The organism is Coriobacteriia bacterium (genome assembly GCA_003149935.1).
Taxonomy (GTDB): domain Bacteria; phylum Actinomycetota; class Coriobacteriia; order Coriobacteriales; family QAMH01; genus QAMH01.
Genome location: QAMH01000008.1, coordinates 46,711 through 65,516, shown reverse-complemented (window position 1 = coordinate 65,516; position 18,806 = coordinate 46,711). Strand labels below are relative to the sequence as shown.

At 58.7% G+C, this 18,806-nt stretch carries 17 protein-coding genes and 1 other RNA gene; 13 read left to right on the top strand and 5 right to left on the bottom strand.

Annotated elements, in window-relative coordinates:
• The 4 genes from cpaB to DBY20_07305 all read right to left on the bottom strand — a co-directional run bounded on the left by cpaB (position 1) and on the right by DBY20_07305 (position 3,464).
• Positions 1-660: a Flp pilus assembly protein CpaB gene (gene cpaB, locus DBY20_07320; protein ID PWL78129.1), complete on the bottom strand. Its 660-nt coding sequence runs from the start codon at positions 658-660 to the stop codon at positions 1-3.
• Positions 661-859: 199 nt separating this feature from the next.
• The gene (locus tag DBY20_07315) at positions 860-1,525 is read right to left on the bottom strand and encodes a TrkA family potassium uptake protein (protein ID PWL78128.1); all 666 of its coding nucleotides are present in this window, start codon (positions 1,523-1,525) and stop codon (positions 860-862) included.
• 4 nt (positions 1,526-1,529) lie between these two features.
• Positions 1,530-2,174 carry a TrkA family potassium uptake protein gene (locus DBY20_07310; GenBank protein PWL78127.1) on the bottom strand — a complete coding sequence of 215 codons (645 nt, stop codon included), beginning with the start codon at positions 2,172-2,174 and terminating at the stop codon, positions 1,530-1,532.
• Between the two features lie 18 nt (positions 2,175-2,192).
• Entirely contained in the window at positions 2,193-3,464 is a 1,272-nt protein-coding gene (locus DBY20_07305) for a serine--tRNA ligase (protein ID PWL78126.1), read from the bottom strand.
• A 115-nt stretch (positions 3,465-3,579) separates the two neighbouring features.
• Here DBY20_07305 and DBY20_07300 point away from each other — a divergent pair, with 115 nt between their 5' ends.
• The 4 genes from DBY20_07300 to DBY20_07285 all read left to right on the top strand — a co-directional run bounded on the left by DBY20_07300 (position 3,580) and on the right by DBY20_07285 (position 5,107).
• Entirely contained in the window at positions 3,580-3,777 is a 198-nt protein-coding gene (locus tag DBY20_07300) for a hypothetical protein (protein ID PWL78125.1), read from the top strand.
• A 57-nt stretch (positions 3,778-3,834) separates the two neighbouring features.
• A complete protein-coding gene (locus tag DBY20_07295; protein ID PWL78124.1) occupies positions 3,835-4,242 on the top strand; it encodes a hypothetical protein in 408 nt (135 codons plus the stop codon).
• A 75-nt stretch (positions 4,243-4,317) separates the two neighbouring features.
• An RNA gene (gene ffs / locus DBY20_07290) (signal recognition particle sRNA small type) lies at positions 4,318-4,413 on the top strand.
• Between the two features lie 25 nt (positions 4,414-4,438).
• Positions 4,439-5,107, top strand: coding sequence for a hypothetical protein (locus DBY20_07285; protein ID PWL78123.1), 669 nt, complete (start codon positions 4,439-4,441; stop codon positions 5,105-5,107).
• 275 nt (positions 5,108-5,382) lie between these two features.
• Here DBY20_07285 and DBY20_07280 read toward each other — a convergent pair whose 3' ends face one another.
• Entirely contained in the window at positions 5,383-6,870 is a 1,488-nt protein-coding gene (locus DBY20_07280) for a hypothetical protein (protein PWL78122.1), read from the bottom strand.
• A 201-nt stretch (positions 6,871-7,071) separates the two neighbouring features.
• Between DBY20_07280 and DBY20_07275 the strand changes: the two genes are divergently transcribed.
• From DBY20_07275 to DBY20_07235, 9 genes are all read left to right on the top strand, one after another.
• Entirely contained in the window at positions 7,072-9,312 is a 2,241-nt protein-coding gene (locus DBY20_07275) for a dehydrogenase (GenBank protein PWL78121.1), read from the top strand.
• Between the two features lie 3 nt (positions 9,313-9,315).
• Positions 9,316-9,645, top strand: coding sequence for an oxidoreductase (locus DBY20_07270; protein ID PWL78120.1), 330 nt, complete (start codon positions 9,316-9,318; stop codon positions 9,643-9,645).
• A 141-nt stretch (positions 9,646-9,786) separates the two neighbouring features.
• On the top strand, positions 9,787-11,196 hold the full coding sequence (locus DBY20_07265) for a hypothetical protein (GenBank protein ID PWL78119.1): 1,410 nt from the start codon (positions 9,787-9,789) through the stop codon (positions 11,194-11,196).
• A 132-nt stretch (positions 11,197-11,328) separates the two neighbouring features.
• Complete coding sequence (locus DBY20_07260) at positions 11,329-12,732, top strand: amidase (protein PWL78306.1); 1,404 nt, start codon at positions 11,329-11,331, stop codon at positions 12,730-12,732.
• Positions 12,733-13,036: 304 nt separating this feature from the next.
• Entirely contained in the window at positions 13,037-14,311 is a 1,275-nt protein-coding gene (locus tag DBY20_07255; GenBank protein PWL78118.1) for a radical SAM protein, read from the top strand.
• 123 nt (positions 14,312-14,434) lie between these two features.
• Positions 14,435-16,324, top strand: a complete 1,890-nt coding sequence (locus tag DBY20_07250; protein ID PWL78117.1) for a DNA polymerase III subunit gamma/tau — start codon at positions 14,435-14,437, stop codon at positions 16,322-16,324.
• Between the two features lie 9 nt (positions 16,325-16,333).
• A complete protein-coding gene (locus tag DBY20_07245; protein PWL78116.1) occupies positions 16,334-16,654 on the top strand; it encodes a YbaB/EbfC family nucleoid-associated protein in 321 nt (106 codons plus the stop codon).
• Positions 16,655-16,660: 6 nt separating this feature from the next.
• Positions 16,661-17,257, top strand: coding sequence for a recombination protein RecR (locus DBY20_07240; GenBank protein ID PWL78115.1), 597 nt, complete (start codon positions 16,661-16,663; stop codon positions 17,255-17,257).
• A gap of 118 nt (positions 17,258-17,375) precedes the next feature.
• Positions 17,376-18,791 (top strand): citrate synthase, encoded by a 1,416-nt coding sequence (locus tag DBY20_07235; protein PWL78114.1) that lies wholly within the window; start codon positions 17,376-17,378, stop codon positions 18,789-18,791.
• The last annotated feature ends 15 nt before the right edge of the window (positions 18,792-18,806 follow it).

The following is an 18,806-nucleotide window of genomic DNA, read 5'->3' as shown; positions in this document are numbered from 1 at the left end:
TCAGTCCTCCTGGTTTGCCGCGCTATTGCCAGGGAGGACGAAGTGGATGGTTCCCTTCGAGGCCGCTGCGAGGAGGTCGCTCACGCTCGAGGGTCTGACGGCGAGCGTGACCCAGGAGATTTGCTTCTCTTTGCTGTCTTCGAGCGTGCTCGTTTCAAGGACGAGGATATGCTCGCCGAGCATCGTGATCTCTCCTGACGAGGCTTCAACGTAGACGTCCACAACCGAACCGGCGCGTATCGCACCACCTACTGCGAGCACGTCATCGGATGCGACGCTTGCAGCTGCCAGGCCGTCTGGCACGGTGATGCGCGATGAGCCATCACCGACACGCTCGAGCAGCACGGGCTCGTTCACGCGAATCTCCGTCTGCGCGACGAGGCCCTGAAGCTCCTCGTAGCTCTGTGCCGCTTGCCCCTGGGGCAGAAAATCGACCAGCCATTCCTGCACGCTCGTGTTGGACTCGTCGATGGTGCCGCCGATGGGAATCGTCTTGTTCGCCACGAGGACTTCGGCACGCTCCCCGCCGTAGCTGCGAATCGCCGACGCACGTGCCATGGACGCCTCGGACTGAATCGTTGCCGTATAGGCAAATACGCAGAGTGCGGCGATAATGCCACATGCTCCTGCGATGAGCGCCTGTTTTCGTTGCTTGGTCATCTCTCCTCCGAAGCCTTCGGTTTTGGAGACATGACTATGCGACGGATGGCACCGAGCCAACCACCCCGACAATCTGTACGTTTTCGGACTAAATCAGGAGCAATCCCGGACTGATTCCAGAGCAACTTCCGAAACCCCGAGGTAGCGGACGCCCTGTCATTTCGAGCGGGGCGAAGCGGAGTCGAGAAATCTCCTCGCTCTATAGATGTCTGATGATGTTACGGAACTCTTCCTCGGCATCGCTCTTGGTTGCGGCGATGATGGTCTCGCCCGGATACAGCACCGTATCGCCCGTGATCATCACGAACTCGTCATCGCGAATGACGGCGATGAGCTGCGTATCGTGCGAGAAGGGGATGTCGGCCACGCGCACGCCGCCCTTGTGGCGCATCTTGGCGGGCAGCTTCGTCTCGACCATCACGATGTCACCCTCGCGCAGCGAGAACACCATGCGCATATCGCCGACGATGGCCTCCTCCTCGACCATGCGCGCAATGAGCTCGGTCGACGAAACGGGCTCGATGCCCACCTCGTGGAAGATACGGCCGTTCTTGGGGTTGTTGACGTTCGCGATGCAGCGCGGCACGTTGAACGCGGTCATGGCGATCTCGCAAGCCACGAGATTCGTCTCGTCATGGCCCATGAGCGCGACGAAGAGGTCGGCGTCATCGACACCGGCGTCGAGCTGCACGGCCGAATCGGTGCCGTCGCCTTCGATGATGAGCACCTCGGGCGGCAGGGTGTCGGCAAGGTGATCGATGGTTTCGCGGTCCTCTTCGATGAGGGTGATGCGGTGGTTTTGCTCAAGCATCATCGAGATGAGGTACTCTGCCGTGGTTGACCCACCGCTAATGACGATGAACATGCGATCAGCTCCTGATAAAGCGCGAAAGACGGCCGAAGTCCTCGCGGGCGACGCAAACGATGGCCACGTCGCCATCATGCAGAATCGTATCCTGCGAGGGGAGGATGGTCTCGTCGTCATGCTCGACGGCGACGACGCGCGCATCGTAGTCCTTTTCAAGCTCACTGCATGACATGGTAGTGTCATCCTCGAGGTTGAAGGCGAAGCGTGCTAGCTCGTAACTGCCGAAGGTGTCGATGTGATGACCATGACCCGACTGGATTTTCGAGAAGATCTCCTCGGCTACGAGTGTTGTTCCGCAGGCGAAGTCAATGCCAAGCTGCGCATAGGTCTTCTCGCGACGCGCCTCGTAGAGACGCGTGATGACATGCGGGACCTCATAGATGCGTCGTGCAACCTCCGCGATCATGAGATTGGCATTATCGTTGCTCGTGACGGCGGCAATGACGTCAGCTTCGTCGATGCCGGCGTCCATGAGGGCGCTCTCGTCGAAGCCGATACCGCGCACGATGCGGCCGTTGAAGTCGCGCCCGAGGTTCTTGAACGAGTCGGCGTTGCGGTCGATGACCGAAACGTTGTGGCCATCTTCGGACAACAGGGTCGCAAGATGGCTTCCGACGCGACCGCAGCCCACGACGATGATGTTCATGACGCGTGCCCCCTCCGTTTACTGCGCGGTGATCACGTCACAGCCCATGTACGGACGCAGCGCTTCGGGAACCGTGATGGTGCCGTCGGCGTTCTGGTAGTTCTCGATGATGGCAGCCATCGTGCGCCCGACGGCCAAGCCGCTGCCGTTGAGCGTGTGGGCAAAGCGCTTCCTGCCGTCCTCGTCGACGTACTTGATGTTGGCACGACGTGCCTGGAAATCACCGCAATTGCTGCAGCTCGAAATCTCCTTGTACGCGCCGTAACTCGGCAACCACACCTCGAGGTCGTAAGTCTGGCGGGCCGAGAAGCCGAGGTCACCCGTGCAAAGGCTGATGACGCGATAGGGAAGGCCCAGCTCCTGCAGGATTTTCTCCGCGCAGGAGGTCATGTTCTCGAGCTCGGCGTCGGATTCGTCCGGCTTGGCGAAGCGTACCATCTCGACCTTGTCGAACTGGTGCACGCGAATGATGCCGCGCGTGTCACGACCGGCGCTGCCCGCCTCCTCGCGGAAGCATGGCGTGTATGCGCAGTAGCGGATGGGCAGTTCCGCGCCGTCGAGCACCTCGTTGGCATGCAGGTTGGTGAGCATGACCTCGGCCGTGGGGATGAGGTAGAGCCCCTCGGTCGTCTTGAAGAGGTCTTCCTCGAACTTGGGCAACTGGCCCGTGCCGGTGAGGGTCTCCTTGTTTGCGAGCGCGGGAACCCACCACTCGGTCGACCCCCACTTGATGTGCTCGTTGAGCATGAAGTTGATGAGCGAGCGCTCGAGGCGGGCACCGGCACCATGCAGTGCGTAGAAGCGCGCGTGGGCGAGCTTCACGCCACGCTCGAAGTCGATGATGCCGAGCTCAGGGCCGAGGTCCCAATGCGCCTTGGCCTCGAAGTCGAACTCGCGCGGCGTGCCCCAGCGGCGTACCTCGGGATTATCGTCCTCGTCATCGCCGATGGGCGTGTTGGGGCCGGGAATGTTGGGAATGGAATAGGTGAGGCCGTTGAGCTCTTCCTCGATAGCCACGAGGGCGCCATCAAGATTGTTGATCTCGTCACCGACGTCGCGCATGCGAATCTTGGCGTTTTCGGCCTCTTCGGCGTTGCCCTCCTTGAGCATGGCGCCAATCTGCTTGGAGACGGTGTTGCGCTCGGCTTTGAGGGACTCGACCTTCTGGATGATTTCGCGGCGTTCTTCATCGAGGCGACGGAACTCGTCGTAATCCCATTTTGCATGGCGATTCTTCAGAGCCTCTTCGATGGCGTCGGGGTTCTCGCGAATGAAGCGAATGTCGAGCATTGTTCCTCCTGTGCGTGCGCGCGTTGTGCCGTTCGAAATGTGTTGCGAGCAAGTATACCTCTCACGGCGCGTTTTGCGGTACCATGCGACCCGTGACTTTTAGCTGGGAGAGAGCATGTTCGACGAATACTTCGCATACTTTGGTTTGACGGGGGGCGTTCTCCTCATCATTGGCGTTGGCCTGCTCCTCTTTCTGCTGATTGCCATCATTCTCGAGCGTCGAACCAAGTTGCTTTTCCCCGAGCGGCATAAGCCCGCGTCAAAGTCAGATGACGATTTTCTGTCCTTTGACGATGACGAGGACGAAGACTAAGTCTACGGGTACACTTAGCCCGATTCGTACGTGACGATCCAAGCAAAGGAGCACGACATGATTAAAAAACGCCTTATCGCATGCTTTATCGCGGCGATCATGTCCTGTACCTGCCTGTTCGCGTTTGCGGCATGCGGGTCGTCAGATGCCAACGAGCTCGTGGGCGAGTGGAAGATCAAGGACACAGAGGTCACGGTCGTCTTCTCGGGGGATAAGTTCAAGCTTGTCGGCAACACCTTTGATTACACGATCGACCCTGGCTCCAAGACCATCACCTACAAGTCAGGCGATGCAACAGGCGAGGCAAAGTACAGCTTCGGCAACAACGACCAGCAGCTCACGCTCGACGAGAGCGATGGAGCGGGTGGTACGAAGACCACCGTGTTCGATAAGGTTTCGAACAATGGCGATGCCGAGCCATCGGCCAATGGCGCGGTGGCCGAGGGTGACGCTGCTGTCGAGTAGGCAGCCACTTTACATGTATTTTACGCATCTCCATTGCCATCAAGCGCTACAATGTTCCAACGCTTGCGAGTGCGTCGCATGGGCTTGGGCGGCATCATGTCCCGAACCTGGTCAGGTCCGGGAGGAAGCAGCCATAAGGGGCCTCTGGTGGGCGCCCAAGTCCATACGGCGCACTTGTTGTGTGAGTTAGGGAGCAATGGAAGTAATACAGTTTTTCATCGACCTACTACGTGATCCGCGTGGATTCATCGCGCAGTGGATCATCGAGCTGGGTCCCGTGTGGGTTTACACGCCGTTGTTCCTCATCATCTTCGTCGAGACGGGCCTGGTCGTCACGCCGTTTCTGCCGGGCGACTCGCTGCTCTTCTGCGCGGGCATTTTCGCGGCCGATGGTGGTGGCCTCAACATCTTCGTGCTCATCATTCTCATGACGATTGCCGCCATCCTGGGCAACACCTCCAACTACTGGATTGGCCGCAAGGTGGGTCAGGCTATCGTGGCAAGTGGTCGCGTCAAGGCGCTCACGCCCGAGCGCATCGAAAAGACGCAGGCCATGCTCGACAAGTATGGTTCGATTGCCGTATTCCTTACGCGCTTTTTCCCGATCATCCGCACTTTTGCGCCGTTTCTGGCAGGCATGGGCGAGATGCACTTCGGGCGTTTCACGCTGTTCAACGTACTCGGCGGTGTCACCTGGGTGTGCCTGTTCACGCTGCTGGGCTACTTCTTCGGCGGCGTGCCCTTTGTCCAGGACCATTTCGAGCTTGTCATCATTGGCATCGTGGTCATCTCGTTTATCCCCACCGTTGCCGGCCTCATCAAGGCCAAGATGAGCGCCGGGAAGAAGAAGGAAGCTGCGGAATAGCGCGGACGTCGAGTAACGCTATGCGCGACGCGCGTGCCCAAACGTCACATATATAGGCTACGGACGGTCGTCGGCGACTGCCATGACGCGCGCCACAACCCGCAGAACTTCCCGTTCCCGTTACGTTTTGCGACCTATGGCCGTTACGGGCCGCCATAACCCGCAAAACTTCCCATTCCCGCCCCTGCTGAAGCAACGTCTCCGGGCAGACGTCTTGCCAGGGCGCCGTTTCTGAGATGAGCCGCGCGCCTTGGAAGATCAGAGATTGCGGAGACCTACTCCTCGCTGTGAGCGCCTCCGTCAAGGGGCTCTTCCTCCACGAGCGTGATGAGCTCTTCGCGTGAGTTGATGCCAAGCTTGCGATATATCTTGTAGACATGCGTTTTCACGGTGTGGGGAGAAATGAAGAGCTTTTCCTGGATGTATGTCGTTCCACGGCCACGGGCAAGCAGGGTAAACACTTCGGCTTCCCGGGTGGAAAGGTCGTACTTTTCCGTTATGACCGCGCATTTTGCTTCCCACGGCATGCGCCCCAAGGCATCCTCGGTTATCGCGGGCGTCGTTCCCTGAGGTTCCCGTTCGTCCTCGAGGTGGTCCTTGTCAAAGTCGATGAACGATACGGACAAGGACAAGGCGATGACCAGGACAAGAGATATGAGCGAAAGTTGGCCGCTATCAAATGCTCCGCTTGACATCGAGATAAAGGCGAGCAGGTAGCCCAGGCCGACGCCGAGAAAGATGGGGCTTTGCCCACGGCCTATAAGATAGAGCGCGCCGACATGGTATTTCTTGGTGAGCAGATAAAGAGCGTCCAAATCGACGATTACGAGGCATACAAAACTCACGAGGATGACGAGCAGGCACAGGGTCTGCAGGCCTCCGTCCACGAAGGGCATCGGGAGCAGTCCGATCACGAGGGCGGGAAAGATCTTTCTCTGCACCGATCCGTGCATCATCTTTTCCCTGTTCTTGCTAAACACGAAAATCATAATGAGGCCACCGATGGTTGCAGCCAGAGCGATTCCCGCAAACGTGAACACATCGTCCAGAGACTGCGAGAGCATGCACAACGCCAGGCCAAAGACGGCTCCGTATAGGCAGTTGAGAACGTCAATCGGCCAGGTGAGCTTATGCCGCTTCAAGGATTCGGCACGGGACACGAACTCTATCGGCGGAACTTCCCCGCGCAAGAAGTACTGTAGCGTCAGACTTGCTGGCGCTGCCAGGCAGACCGCGCAGATGCTAAGCGGAAGCTCGATATTCGACACCATGAAATAGAGTATCGCGCCGATGATTACGGACACGGCGGCGACCCTTGACGAGAACTTCTTCGTGAATCCCTCGAGTATCTCTGACCAGATTGCGAGAAGGCATCCTATCCCAAGCCCCATGATGCCCCAGGCGATGTCATTGACCGGCATCGGGAGCTGCGCTTGCGCGATGATGGCGTAAACGAGGACGCCGCTCGGCACCAGCGGCCCTATGACGGACATCGCGTTCAGGATGCCATTTCCGATTTTGGTGGAGAAATAGTCGCATTTGAACGATGTGGCCAGATTCGCGACGACGAGTCCGAGACAAAGCGCCGCCGGTGTTGGCATGAGAGTGGGAGCGGGAGCGCCAAGAGCCTGCGCGACGGAGTTATTGAGCAGTCCGACTAGCAAGAGCATCCAGAAGAACGAGAACCCGAAGCTGATGTAGAACAGGATGGGGACGTTGCCCTGTTCTCCCTGCTCATACGAAGGTTTAGTACTTTTTTCCATAGTGCTCTTCCAAGTGGTTTCACCCTTTTTCCAGGGTCTTTTCGAGCAAGCATGATTTTAGCCGATTCCCCACGGGAGACCCCGGCTCTATGGTGCATGCCAGCCGAGCCCGCCCCACGAATTCTAACGCCGGCGCAGTGGAACGGGTCTCATCCATCGTATCTGGCTTAGCAAGGCTGGACAAGAGGAGAGGATACGAATATGGAAGACAAAGGATACATGGAAGTTCCGCATGAGAAGCCATGGCAGTACCAGGAAGGGGAGTATACCGTTACACGTGGTAGCGCATGGACGGGACCGGGTTGCCATTTGGGCTGCGGCGTCTTGCTCTACACCGATGCCGACGGCAAGCTCGCCCGTGTCGAGGGAGATCCCGAGAATCCCTACAACGATGGTCGCCTGTGCATACGCTGTCTGGACCTTCCCGAGGTGACCAACCACAAGGACCGCCTGCTCTATCCCATGAAGCGCGCGAAGGAGGACCGCGGAAAGGATAGATGGGAGCGCATGAGCTGGGACGAGGCGATTGATTACGTCTCGGAGCGCCTCATCGAGATTCGAGACAAGTACGGTGCCGAGACGGTGCTTTTCGGGCAGGGAACCGGTCGTGACATCTCGAGTTGGATTACGCGCATCGCGTGGTCATACGGTTCGCCCAACTACTGCTGCTTCGCCCTATCCGGCAATGCGTGCTATCTCCCCCGCGTGGCTGGCATGGCAGCGACTTGCGGTAGTTACACGGTGGCTGACTGCGCCCAGCAGTTCCCGGATCGCTATGACAATCCCAACTGGCAAATGCCCCAGATGATGGTCATCTGGGGAAACTATCCTCTGCGTGCAAATTCGGATGGCTTCTTCGGGCATTGGGTCATCGACCTCATGAAGCGCGGCATGAAGATCATGATGGTCGACCCCCGCGTCACCTGGCTTTCGCTCAAGGCGGAGGAGCATCTACGCTTACGTCCCGGTACCGACGCCGCGCTCGCGCTTGGCATGATGAACGTCATCATCAACGAGGACCTCTACGATCACGATTTCGTCGATCGATGGACCTACGGATTCGATGAGCTCAAGGAGCGCGTGCAGGAATACCCGCCCTCCAAGGTGGCTGAGATTACCTGGGTTCCCGAAGACCAGATTGTCCGCGCCGCGCGCCTGCTTGCCACGAGCAAGCCCTGCGCAATGCAGTGGGGCCTGGCCGTCGACATGGTGAAGGAAGCCCTGCCCGCGGGTCAGGCCATTGTCGGCCTGTTCCAGATCACGGGTAACGTGGACGTTCCCGGCAGCAACATCTTCCCCGTCGAGCTCATCGCGTATTCCGGTGGTTGGGGAGGCGAGCTCTTGAGCGAGGAGCAGAAGGCAAAGCGCATCGGTCTTGATGACTACCCGCTGCTCAAGCTTGGGTTCCAGGTCGCGTCCAACGACTCGCTCCTCGAGACGCTGTTGACTGACAAACCCTACAAGATGCACGCTGCGTGGCTGCAGACCAACAATGCCATCGCCTGCATGGCGGCAAGTCCCAAGCGGGTGCTCGAGGGTCTGCTTCGCCTTGACTTCAATGTCGTTGTCGACCTCTTCATGACACCGACGGCCATGGCGGCGGCCGATGTCGTGCTCCCAGCATGCACCTATCCGGAAAAGGACGGCCTACGTCTTGGTGACGGCTTGCAACGTGGCGAGGTCATCAACAAGGTCACGCAGATCGGAGAGGCCAAATCCGATGCGGAGATCAACCTCCTGATCGGAAAGCGCCTGAATCCCGAGGCGTGGCCCTGGGACAACGTGCCCGACATGCTCTCCTCGATGATCGAGAGCACGGGCATGAGTTTCGAGGAGCTGCGTGAAAAGGCACCGCTCTACCTGCCCTTCGAGTACCGTCGCTACGAGACCGGCAAGCTCCGCTTTGACGGGCAACCCGGCTTCAACACGGCGACGGGTCGCATCGAGCTCTGGTCCACTTTCTACAACCGTTGCGGCCTCGATCCCATGCCGTATTACGACGAGCCGGACCCCTCGCCGCTATCCACCCCCGAGCTCATGAACGAGTATCCGTTCGTGCTCACCACGGGCGCCAGACGCTGGAGCTCGTTCCACTCGGAGCATCGTCAGATCGAGCGCCTGCGCCGCATGAACCCGTGGCCCTATATCGAGGTGCATCCTGACGTTGCGGCTGAATACGGCTTTACTGAAGGAGAGTGGGTCTGGGTGGAAAACCCACTCGGCCGGGCAAAGCGAACCATCAAGATTACGCCGATAGTCGATCCGCGTGTCGTGTCGTGTGATCACGGATGGTGGTTCCCCGAGGCAGACCCCGAGAACCTCTACGACGTCTTTGACGTCAACATCAACAATCTGGTCCCGATGTCATGTGGCAAGAGCGGCTTTGGCGCCAACTACAAGACGTCCATTTGCAAGCTCTACAAGGTCGAGGAAGGTGAATAGAAGATGGCGTACGGAATCATGATCGACACCGAATGGTGTTCGGGATGCCATTCCTGCGAGATGGCATGCCAGATGCACAACGGCCTTCCAATTGGCCAGACCGGAATCCTCGTGCAGGAAATCGGGCCGTGGGAGTACGGCGACGGCAAATGGCAGCTGTCGTATCTGCCCGCGCTCACCTCGCAATGCGCTGGTTGCGCAGAGCGCGTCGCCATGGGAAAGCTGCCGACGTGCGTGCAGCACTGCCAGGCCAAGTGCATGGAGTACGGCACCATCGACGAGCTTGCCCAGAACATCGAAGCCGGCTCGAAGAAGGTCCTGTTCGCGCTCTAGCATCCGTGCCTTTCGCGGCTGATCGGCATGTCTGGGGTTCGGTCGCCGCTCATTCCAGAGGAGCTGCCCCGTCAGTTTTGTCCCTCCCTCTCGGTGGGGCAGCTCCAATAAATCAACTAATCACTTGGGGAGTGATATGTGATGAGAGAAAAGACATCGTTCAAAATTTGCGTTGTCGCGATAGCGATAGCCATTGTGGTGATAACGATCTTCATTCCAAATCCGGAAGGCCTGTCATTTGCCGGAAAGATGCTCATCGGCCTTTTGCTCGCGGCAATTTTGCTATGGATTACCGAAGCGATCCCTATCTTAATCACGGCATGGCTGTTCGCGGCTGCGGTTCCCATCCTGGGGATTCTCACGCCAGGGGAAACGTGGGCAGGAGGCGTGAGTGTCGCGATGGTGCTCTGCCTGTCATGCTTTGCGTTTGCGTTGTTCGTGCAGTATTCGTCGATATCCCTGCGCATTATCGCTCGCGTGCTTAGCTGGGCCAAGAACGATTCGAAAAAGATACTCGCTGGGCTCATGCTTGCGACGGCGCTTCTGTCGGCGGTCATCGATGATCTCGTGCTCGTCCTGATGATGTTGCCCTTTGCCTATAAGATTCTTGACGAGAACAAGACGCCCTGGGGTGGCAAGTCGCCTCTGGCAAAGTCCCTTATTCTCGGCATCGTGTTTGCTTCCTATATCGGCGGTTACCTCACGCCGGTTGGAAGTGTCGTAAACGTTCTCGCCATGGGATTCGCCGAGCAGGCTACGGGTGTCACCATCACGTTTGCCAACTGGATGATTTTGGGCGTCATCGCGAACATCGTGCTGCTGCCGATTACCTGGATCGTGCTCGTCAAGGTCTTCAAGCCCGAGCCGATCAGCGAGGATGCGCTCGTTCGCATCAAGGAGGAGCATCAGGCTCTCCCCGGCTTTACCAAGAACGAAATCTGGGGAATGCTCGTCATCCTCGCCTCCATGATCCTGTGGTTTGCAAGTTCGTGGGTTCCCGCTTTTGACATTGTCGTCGTCGGCCTCGTTGCCCTCGGCCTGCTCTTCCTTCCGCCTTTCAAATGCGTTTCGTTCAAGCAGTATTGCGACGAAAGTCCTTGGCAGGTCGTGATGCTTAACTGGGCCGTGGGCTGTGTCGTTGCCGGCATGATGGCTACGGGTTCGATGGCTTGGCTGGTCGGAGCCATTTTCGGCCCCATGAGCGGTCTTCCGGTAATCATCGTCCTGCTCATCGCGGCCACCTTTGCCTGCATATTCCATAACATCCTACCGGCAGGCGCTGCGGTCGCGGGCCTTATCACGATTCCGATTTGCACCCTGGTCGCAAGCCTCGGCGGAAACGTTACGGCCGCGATCTTCTTGTGCGCTGTCTTCTCGTGTGCCGCATTTCTGCTGCCGCTCGACCTATGCGTATACGTCGCCTATTCGAGTGACCGGAAGTACTTCTCGCCGCTCGACCAGTTCAAGGCGGGCTGGATTCCAAGTGTTGCCGCCATCATTCTTGTTGCCGTGATTATTCCGGCCGTCTGCACCCTCATGGGTCTCGCTTGATGGGGAGCGCGTGATCGGTAATCGCATAGCATGAATTCGAAAGGAGTGAGCAAAGTGGAAGACATCAGCTTCATGAGCGCGTCTGATATCCATCGCAAGATTATGGCCAAGGACCTGTCTCCAGTTGAGGTCATGGATTATTTCATCGATCGTATCGAAAGGCGCAACAGAAGCATCAACGCGCTAGTCGATGTGGATTTCGAGGGCGCGCGTCTCAAGGCGAAGGAGGCCGAGCAAAAGCTCATGGCCGGGGAGGCCCAGGGTGCGTTTTTTGGCATTCCGACCGCGGCCAAAGATTTCACGCCGGTGCTTCCTGGCTGGAAGGGAAGCTGCGGCGGAATCCCCGCCGTCAAGGACATCATAGACGTTTGTCATTCGACCTACACCAAGTCGATGATCGATGCGGGGGCTATCTTCGTCGGAAAGACCAACTCGCCTTCTCTCGCGTTTCGCGGGACGTGCGATAACAAGCTCTATGGTGCCACCAGCACGCCGTTCAAGGTTGGTTTCAACTCTGGCGGCTCATCCGGCGGCTCATCTGCGGCAGTCGCCGATGGGCTCTTGCCCATTGCCGAAGGTACCGATGGTGGAGGCTCCATACGCATTCCCGCTGCCTGGTGTGGCATCGTGGGATACAAGCCATCTCTTGGGCTCGTGTCGAATTCGCCCCGTCCCGATGGCTTTGGAACGAGTCATCCCTTTTGTTTTGACGGCGCGCAGACGCGCACGATCGAGGATGCCGCTCGCGCGCTTACGGAGATGACGTATTACGATCCCCGCGATCCCTTCAGCATCGACTGGGGGCACATCGACTTCACCGAAGCGCTCGACGTATCCATCGAAGGCAAGCGCATTGGCTTCACATCGGACTTCGGCATCTATCCTGTTGATCCCGAGGTTGCGGCCATTGTCGAGAAAGCGGCGAAGCGCTTCGAGGAGGCCGGCGCCATCGTCGAGCCGCTCGATTTCTCACTCAAGGGGCGCTCGCATATCGAGCTTGCCGAGGCATGGTGCCAGCTCGTGTCAATCGTCAATAGCGAATCGATAATGGCGTGGAAGGAGCAGGGTATCGACCTCATCCGCGACTATCCGGAGGATCTGAGCCACGAGCTCATGTACTGGACGATGGATTCGTATGCGCGTGGATATAAGGATCTCATTAGAAACGACACCATAAGGACTGAGGTGTTCGATGCGATGCAAGACGCTTTCGAGCAGTTTGACTTCATCGTTTCACCTACCAACGCTTGCAATCCGCCTGCGAACGACCCCGACAGGGACACGCTCGTGCGTGAGGTCAATGGGCAGAGAGTGGAGCCGCTCATCGGGTGGTGCCTTACGTATTTCTGTAACTTTACGGGCCATCCCGCGATGTCGATTCCCGCGGGCTTCGCGCAGGACGGGTCGCCCGTCGGCATGCAGGTTATAGGTCAGCGTTACAACGACATGGGGGTTTTGTCGATGGGCTCTGCCTTCGAGAAGATCCAGCCATGGATTAACAGCTACGAAGAGAGATTGGAGAAACGTCCCCTGTAGACTATCGGGGGTTCGAATTGGCGTTGGGGTCTGCATCTGGCTATGCGGGCCTCTTCGCCTTTCTCGAGAGCGGAGTGACAATGTGTGGATATGCCTGCTGCAATTGCGGAAGGTGTCGTGGGGAGGCACCGAAGAATCAGCTTGCGCTAGACGACGTGCCGGGCTATTGCACTAAATGCGGCGAGCTCAATGGTCCAAGCGCTACGGTGTGTCGCAAATGCGGCTCATTGCTCGCGCCCGGCGAGGGCAATTCGCGTGATGCGATATAGCGTGAGAGCGATGGGGCCTGACGGCGGGAGGCGTTATGGATATTTGGGAACGTATCAGCGCGTTTGACGCGGATGAGAATCGCTTCGAGCGCGATATGGAAAAATACGGCGTGCCCTTCGAACAAGGGGAGTCCTCGCCGCGCCTCGTGCGTGAGCACTTTAACGATGCCTGTCTGTGCCATTGCGAAAACGGAGGAGCGTCAGTCTGGAGACAATGGATTTCGCGCGCATGCCTAGCTTGTCGGACGGGCAAGAACACGGGATCCGTGTTCGTTGACTTGCGGTGCACCAGGAACTGTTACTTCTGCTTCAACGAAAACCAGCCCCACAAGGATCGCTTTAAAATCCAAAAACGCGATATAGAACTTGAACTCAAGCAGGCGCACAGGGCAGGTGCGCATTACGATTGTCTTGCCATAACGGGCGGTGAGCCCCTTTTAAACAAAGAGCAGGCACTGTCCTTCCTTGGCCTTGCTCGCCGTCTCTATCCCGATGTGCACTTACGCCTCTATACCAACGGCGAACTCGCTGACAAAGCGACGCTTGAGGAACTGAAGGAATGCGGGCTCAATGAAATCAGGTTTAGCGTTAAACCAGATGACGTAGCGGACACTCGTAATCTTGTACTTGCCAATATCGAGCGGGCGGTTTCGCTTATCGATGACGTCGTCATAGAGATGCCGGTGATGCCGGGAACGCTCGATGAAATGAAGGCGCTCATGATGCAAGCCGATGCGATGGGCGTTCGCGGTATGAACTTACTTGAGTTTTGCTTTCCCTTGCACAATGCTGAAGAATTTAGACGTCGAGGGTTCAAGTTGCGCCACCGGTCGCGCAAGTACCCGCATGATTACTGGTATGCGGGAGGTATCCCCGTTGCGGGAAGCGAAAAAGAGGCGCTTGAGCTCCTGCGCTTTGCCGCAGATGAGGGATTGCGCCTTGGCGTGCACTATTGCAGCACCGACAACAGAAACACGGCACAAGTTCATTTCCAGAACAAGGGGTTTTACACCGATGCTTACCTTCGACAGATCTATCCTTGGTACGATTTCGATGAAGACGGCTTCCTGAAGTGCGCAAAGGCCTATGGTGCCGATGCGGAAGAGATCAGGGCGTGGCTTGATTCTGTCGGGCATGTGGTTTACGGCTATGATCCCGATTGCCCTGCTATCGCATTTCCGCGTGCGCTGCTCGATGATATTCGGCAGGCGTTACCGCATGTCGTGGTGGGGGAGAGCGCTGCCATTCTCGAAGAACGCGAAGATGGCTCTCGGATGGTTCGGGAACTGAACGTGCGTAAGCTTGCATAGCATGTCGATGACGCTTTGCATCCGAGTCCGGATCGCTCGTCGGAAAGCCATGACAGAATGCTAAACTGAGGCGCCGCGGGGTTAGAATCTCCGCAAGCTTATCGTTGAACGAAGGCAGGATTCATGGCTCTTTCGCTGTACCGCAAGTATCGTCCCGAGGTGTTTGCCGACGTCGTCGGGCAGGAGCATGTCGAAAAGACGCTCATCAACGCCATCTCGGAGGGCGCAGTCGCCCATGCGTACCTGTTCTGCGGGCCGCGCGGAACAGGCAAGACCACGTCGGCACGCCTGCTCGCCAAGGCGCTTTTGTGCGAGTCGGCCCAAAACGGACAGCCCGATGGCACCTGCCCGCAGTGCCTCGAGATTGCCCAGGGTACGCACCCCGATGTCTTCGAGCTCGATGCCGCAAGTCGCACGGGTGTCGACAACGTGCGCGAGGAGATCATCGGACGCGTGGGGTTTGCCCCGACGCGCGGCCGTTTCAAGGTCTACATCATCGACGAGGTGCATATGCTGTCGACGGCGGCGTTCAACGCGCTGCTCAAGACGCTCGAAGAGCCGCCCGAGCACGTCGTCTTCGTGTTGTGCACGACCGATCCGCATAAGGTCCCCGAAACCATCCAGTCCCGCTGCCAGCGCTTCGACTTCCGCCGCTTCTCCGTCGAGGAGATCGTGGGCTATCTCGAACGCATCAGCAAGGGTGAGGGCTTCGAATACGAGCCCGAGGCGCTCGAGTTCATCGCCGCGAAGTCCGCCGGCGGCATGCGCGATGCCACCACGGCGCTCGAGCAGGTCGGCGTCTATACCGAAGGCAAGATCACGCTTGACGAGGCCACGCGCATGTTCGGCCAAATCGACATTGCGGCGCTCTTCGAGATAACAGGATATATCGCGCGACGCGACACGCCGTCGTGCTTCGTCTGGGTCAACGACCTCGTGGGACGCGGTGTCGATCTCTCGCAGTTCGCCCGTGATCTCGCGGCGCATCTGCGCAACCTTTACGTGACTGCCATCACGGGAGGCGAGAATGGCATCGTCGCCTGCACGGCCGCACAGCTCGAGCGCTACAGGCAGCAGGCGACCGAGTTCGGCGGCGTTGACCGCCTTGCCCGCGCGCTTGACATATGCGGTGCGCTCGTCGCCGAGCTGCGAAACTCGTCGGATGCGCGTTTGAGCGTCGAAATCGCGATGACGCGTCTTACCCGGCCCGATAGCGAGCTCACCCTCGAGGCCCTTGCCGAGCGCATCGAGGCTCTTGAGCTCAGGCCATCGATGGCGGCAGCACCTGTCATTTCGAACGCAGCCGAGAAATCTCAACTAGAGCCCGTCGCGGACAGTGGCATGGGAGATTTCTCCACTCCGTCGCCTTACGGCGACTCCGGTCGAAATGACAGTCCCGTGAGCGATGACCTCCCTCCATGGGAAGGGTCGGAGCCATCCCCGGTCGCCATGGACGAGACGGCACCCTCCACCATCCCGGCCGACACGTCCCCCTCTGTCATTTCGAGCGAAGCGAGCGACAGCGAGCGCAGTCGAGAAATCTCCCCTGCGGCCGACATGTCACCCGAACGCCTACTTGCCGCCTTGCTTTCCGTGGTCAAGCGCGAAGACGCGGCCACGGGCGCGTTGCTTTCGGGCGTTTCGCTATCCACGGAGGATGGGCAGTACCAGCTACTCTTCCCTACGGGCTCTGACTTCCAGATGCGCATCGTGAACGGCCCCGATGCCAAGGCCATCATCAACAAGGCCTTTGCCGAGGTGCTTGGCCATGAGGTGCACTTCAGCTGCCAGATCGGGTCGTTCTCGGGCTTATCTGCCCAACCGGCGCCGCTGACGAGCGAGCCTCCCGTGAGCATTGCCGATGATGTCCCGCCGATAGACGATGGATATTTCGAAAGTCTGGTGGCTGAGCAGCAGGCAACTCCTGTCGATGAGATGCCAGCCGATTTTGCCGACGCCCTCTCCGCATTCGGAGCAGGTGTTAAAGTACAAGAGATAAACGACGAGGAATAAGGAGCCACAATGGCTAAAGGAATGAACCCGCAGGCGATGCTCAAGCAGGCTCAGAAGATGCAGGCCAAGATCCAGGCCGTGCAGGAGGAGGCTGCACGCGAGACGGTCGAGGCAACGGCTGGCGGTGGCATGGTCACTGCGACCGTGTATGGCGACCTGCGTATCAAGAGCATCGAGATCGACCCTGAGGCGCTCGACCCGGAGGACGTCGAGATGCTGCAGGACATGATCGTCGCCGCTGTCAACGAGGGCATCGCCGATGCTCAGGCGATGGTCGAGGAGCGCATGAGCGCCGTCACGGGCGGTATGAACATCCCCGGGCTTTTCTAGCCGCACATGAAGAAGGAAGCTTCCATTCAACATGCGCTCGAGGAGATCGAGCGCATGCCGGGCATTGGCCCCAAGTCCGCGCAGCGCATACTCAACTGGCTCTTGACTAGCGACGATGAGGTTGCGCTTGGCATTGCCGAGGCTATCGTCGACGTCAAGAAGGCCATTCATCTTTGCCCGCGTTGCCATAACTTCGCCGAGGGCGAGCTCTGCGCGATTTGCTCGGACCCGCAGCGCGAGGCTGCGACCATCTGCGTCGTTGCCGAGCCGCGCGACGTCGAGGCCATCGAGCGTACGGGAATCTATCAGGGCCTTTATCACGTGCTTGGCGGCGTCATCAATCCCATGGAAGGCTCGATGCCCGAGGACTTGCACATTGCCGACCTTATGGCGCGCTTGGGCTCCGAGGCTGTCGAGGAAGTGCTCGTCGCCACGAACCCCGATGTCGAGGGCGAGACTACGGCGAGCTACCTGGCCCGCATCATCAAGCCGCTGGGCATTCGCGTGACGCGCTTGGCAAGCGGCCTTCCCGTGGGAGGAGAGCTCGAATACGCCGACGAGGTCACCCTTGGCCGCGCCATCGAATCCCGCCGCGAGCTGTAGGTTCGCCCACATGTCACGTTCCCGTTACCGGGCACTGCATCATGCTGGAGTATAATAGCCGCTTACATTGCAAATCCCTGCGCAGCACGCATGCGCATGCTAAGCGAAAGAGCAACACGTGTCAGATTCAAAGGAATCCGAGGTCTTTCAGCACTTCGGCGCCTATAGCGGTTATGACCAAAGCTACTATAGCCACTTCAACGTCAAGCGCGGTCTGCGCAATGCCGATGGCACGGGTGTCGTGGCTGGCATCACGTCGATATCCAACGTGCATGGCTATCTCACGGACGAGGGCGTGCGCGTGCCCGATGAGGGACGTCTGACCCTGCGCGGTTATGACATCGAGGACCTTGTCGATGCCGCTGCCACCGAGGGCCGCTCGGGTTATGAGGAGCTCGCGTATCTCCTGATAGCGGGCGATCTGCCCAAGCGTGCCGAGCTCGAGCGCTTCAATGCCGCCATCGATGGCTATCGCAATTTGCCGGATGGTTTCGTCAACAACCTCATCATGAACTACCCGTCCGAGAACGTCATGAACATGATGGCGCGCAGCGTGCTCATGCTCTACGCCGCCGATGGCGCAGACGAGATCGATGCCATCAACAAGCGCCACGAGATCGAGGTTGCCGTTCAGCTCCTGAGCCGTCTGCCGCGCATCGCTGCCCTGTCCTACCTGGCGAGTCGCCAACGCACCGTTCCTGGCAGCCCCATGTACATCAATCCGCCCAAGCCGGGTCTTTCGACTGCAGAGACCTTCCTCTACATGCTGCGTCACGACATGCAGTACACGGCCGAGGAAGCGCGCATGCTCGACATCATGCTCATGCTGCATGCCGAGCACGGCGGCGGCAATAACTCGACCTTCACCACGCGCGTGCTCACTTCGAGCGGCACCGATGCGTACTCGGCATACGCCGGTGGCATCTGCTCGCTCAAAGGACCGCGTCATGGCGGTGCAAACATCAAGGTCAGCGAGCAACGCCGTGATCTCATGGAGCAGGTGCGTGACATCAGCGACGAGGGCCAGGTTGCCGATTACCTGCGGCGCGTCCTCAAGAAGGAAGCCTTCGACAATAGCGGCCTCGTCTATGGCATGGGCCATGCTGTCTATACGTTGAGCGATCCGCGTGCGGTCATCTGCAAGAAGTACGCGCGCGATCTCGCGGCTGGCACGGAGTACCAGCAGGAATTCGAGCTCATCGAGACCATCGAGCGTCTCACCCCCGAGCTCTTCGAGGAAGCGCGTGGTTCGCGCAAGGCGATTTGCGCCAACATCGACATGTACTCGGGCCTCGTGTACACGATGCTCGGCATTCCCGAGGAGCTGTACACGCCGCTGTTCGCCACGGCCCGCATGGCTGGCTGGGCAGCGCACCGTTTCGAGGAAATCGTCGAGGGCAAGCGCATCATTCGCCCCGCGTACAAGGCAATCAACAGCACGCGTTCGTACATTTCCATGGACGAGCGCGAGCAGGCAGTGCAAGAAGAAGTCGTCGAAGAGATCGATCAGGTGCAGACGTTCTACAACGACTAGGCAGACAAACAACGA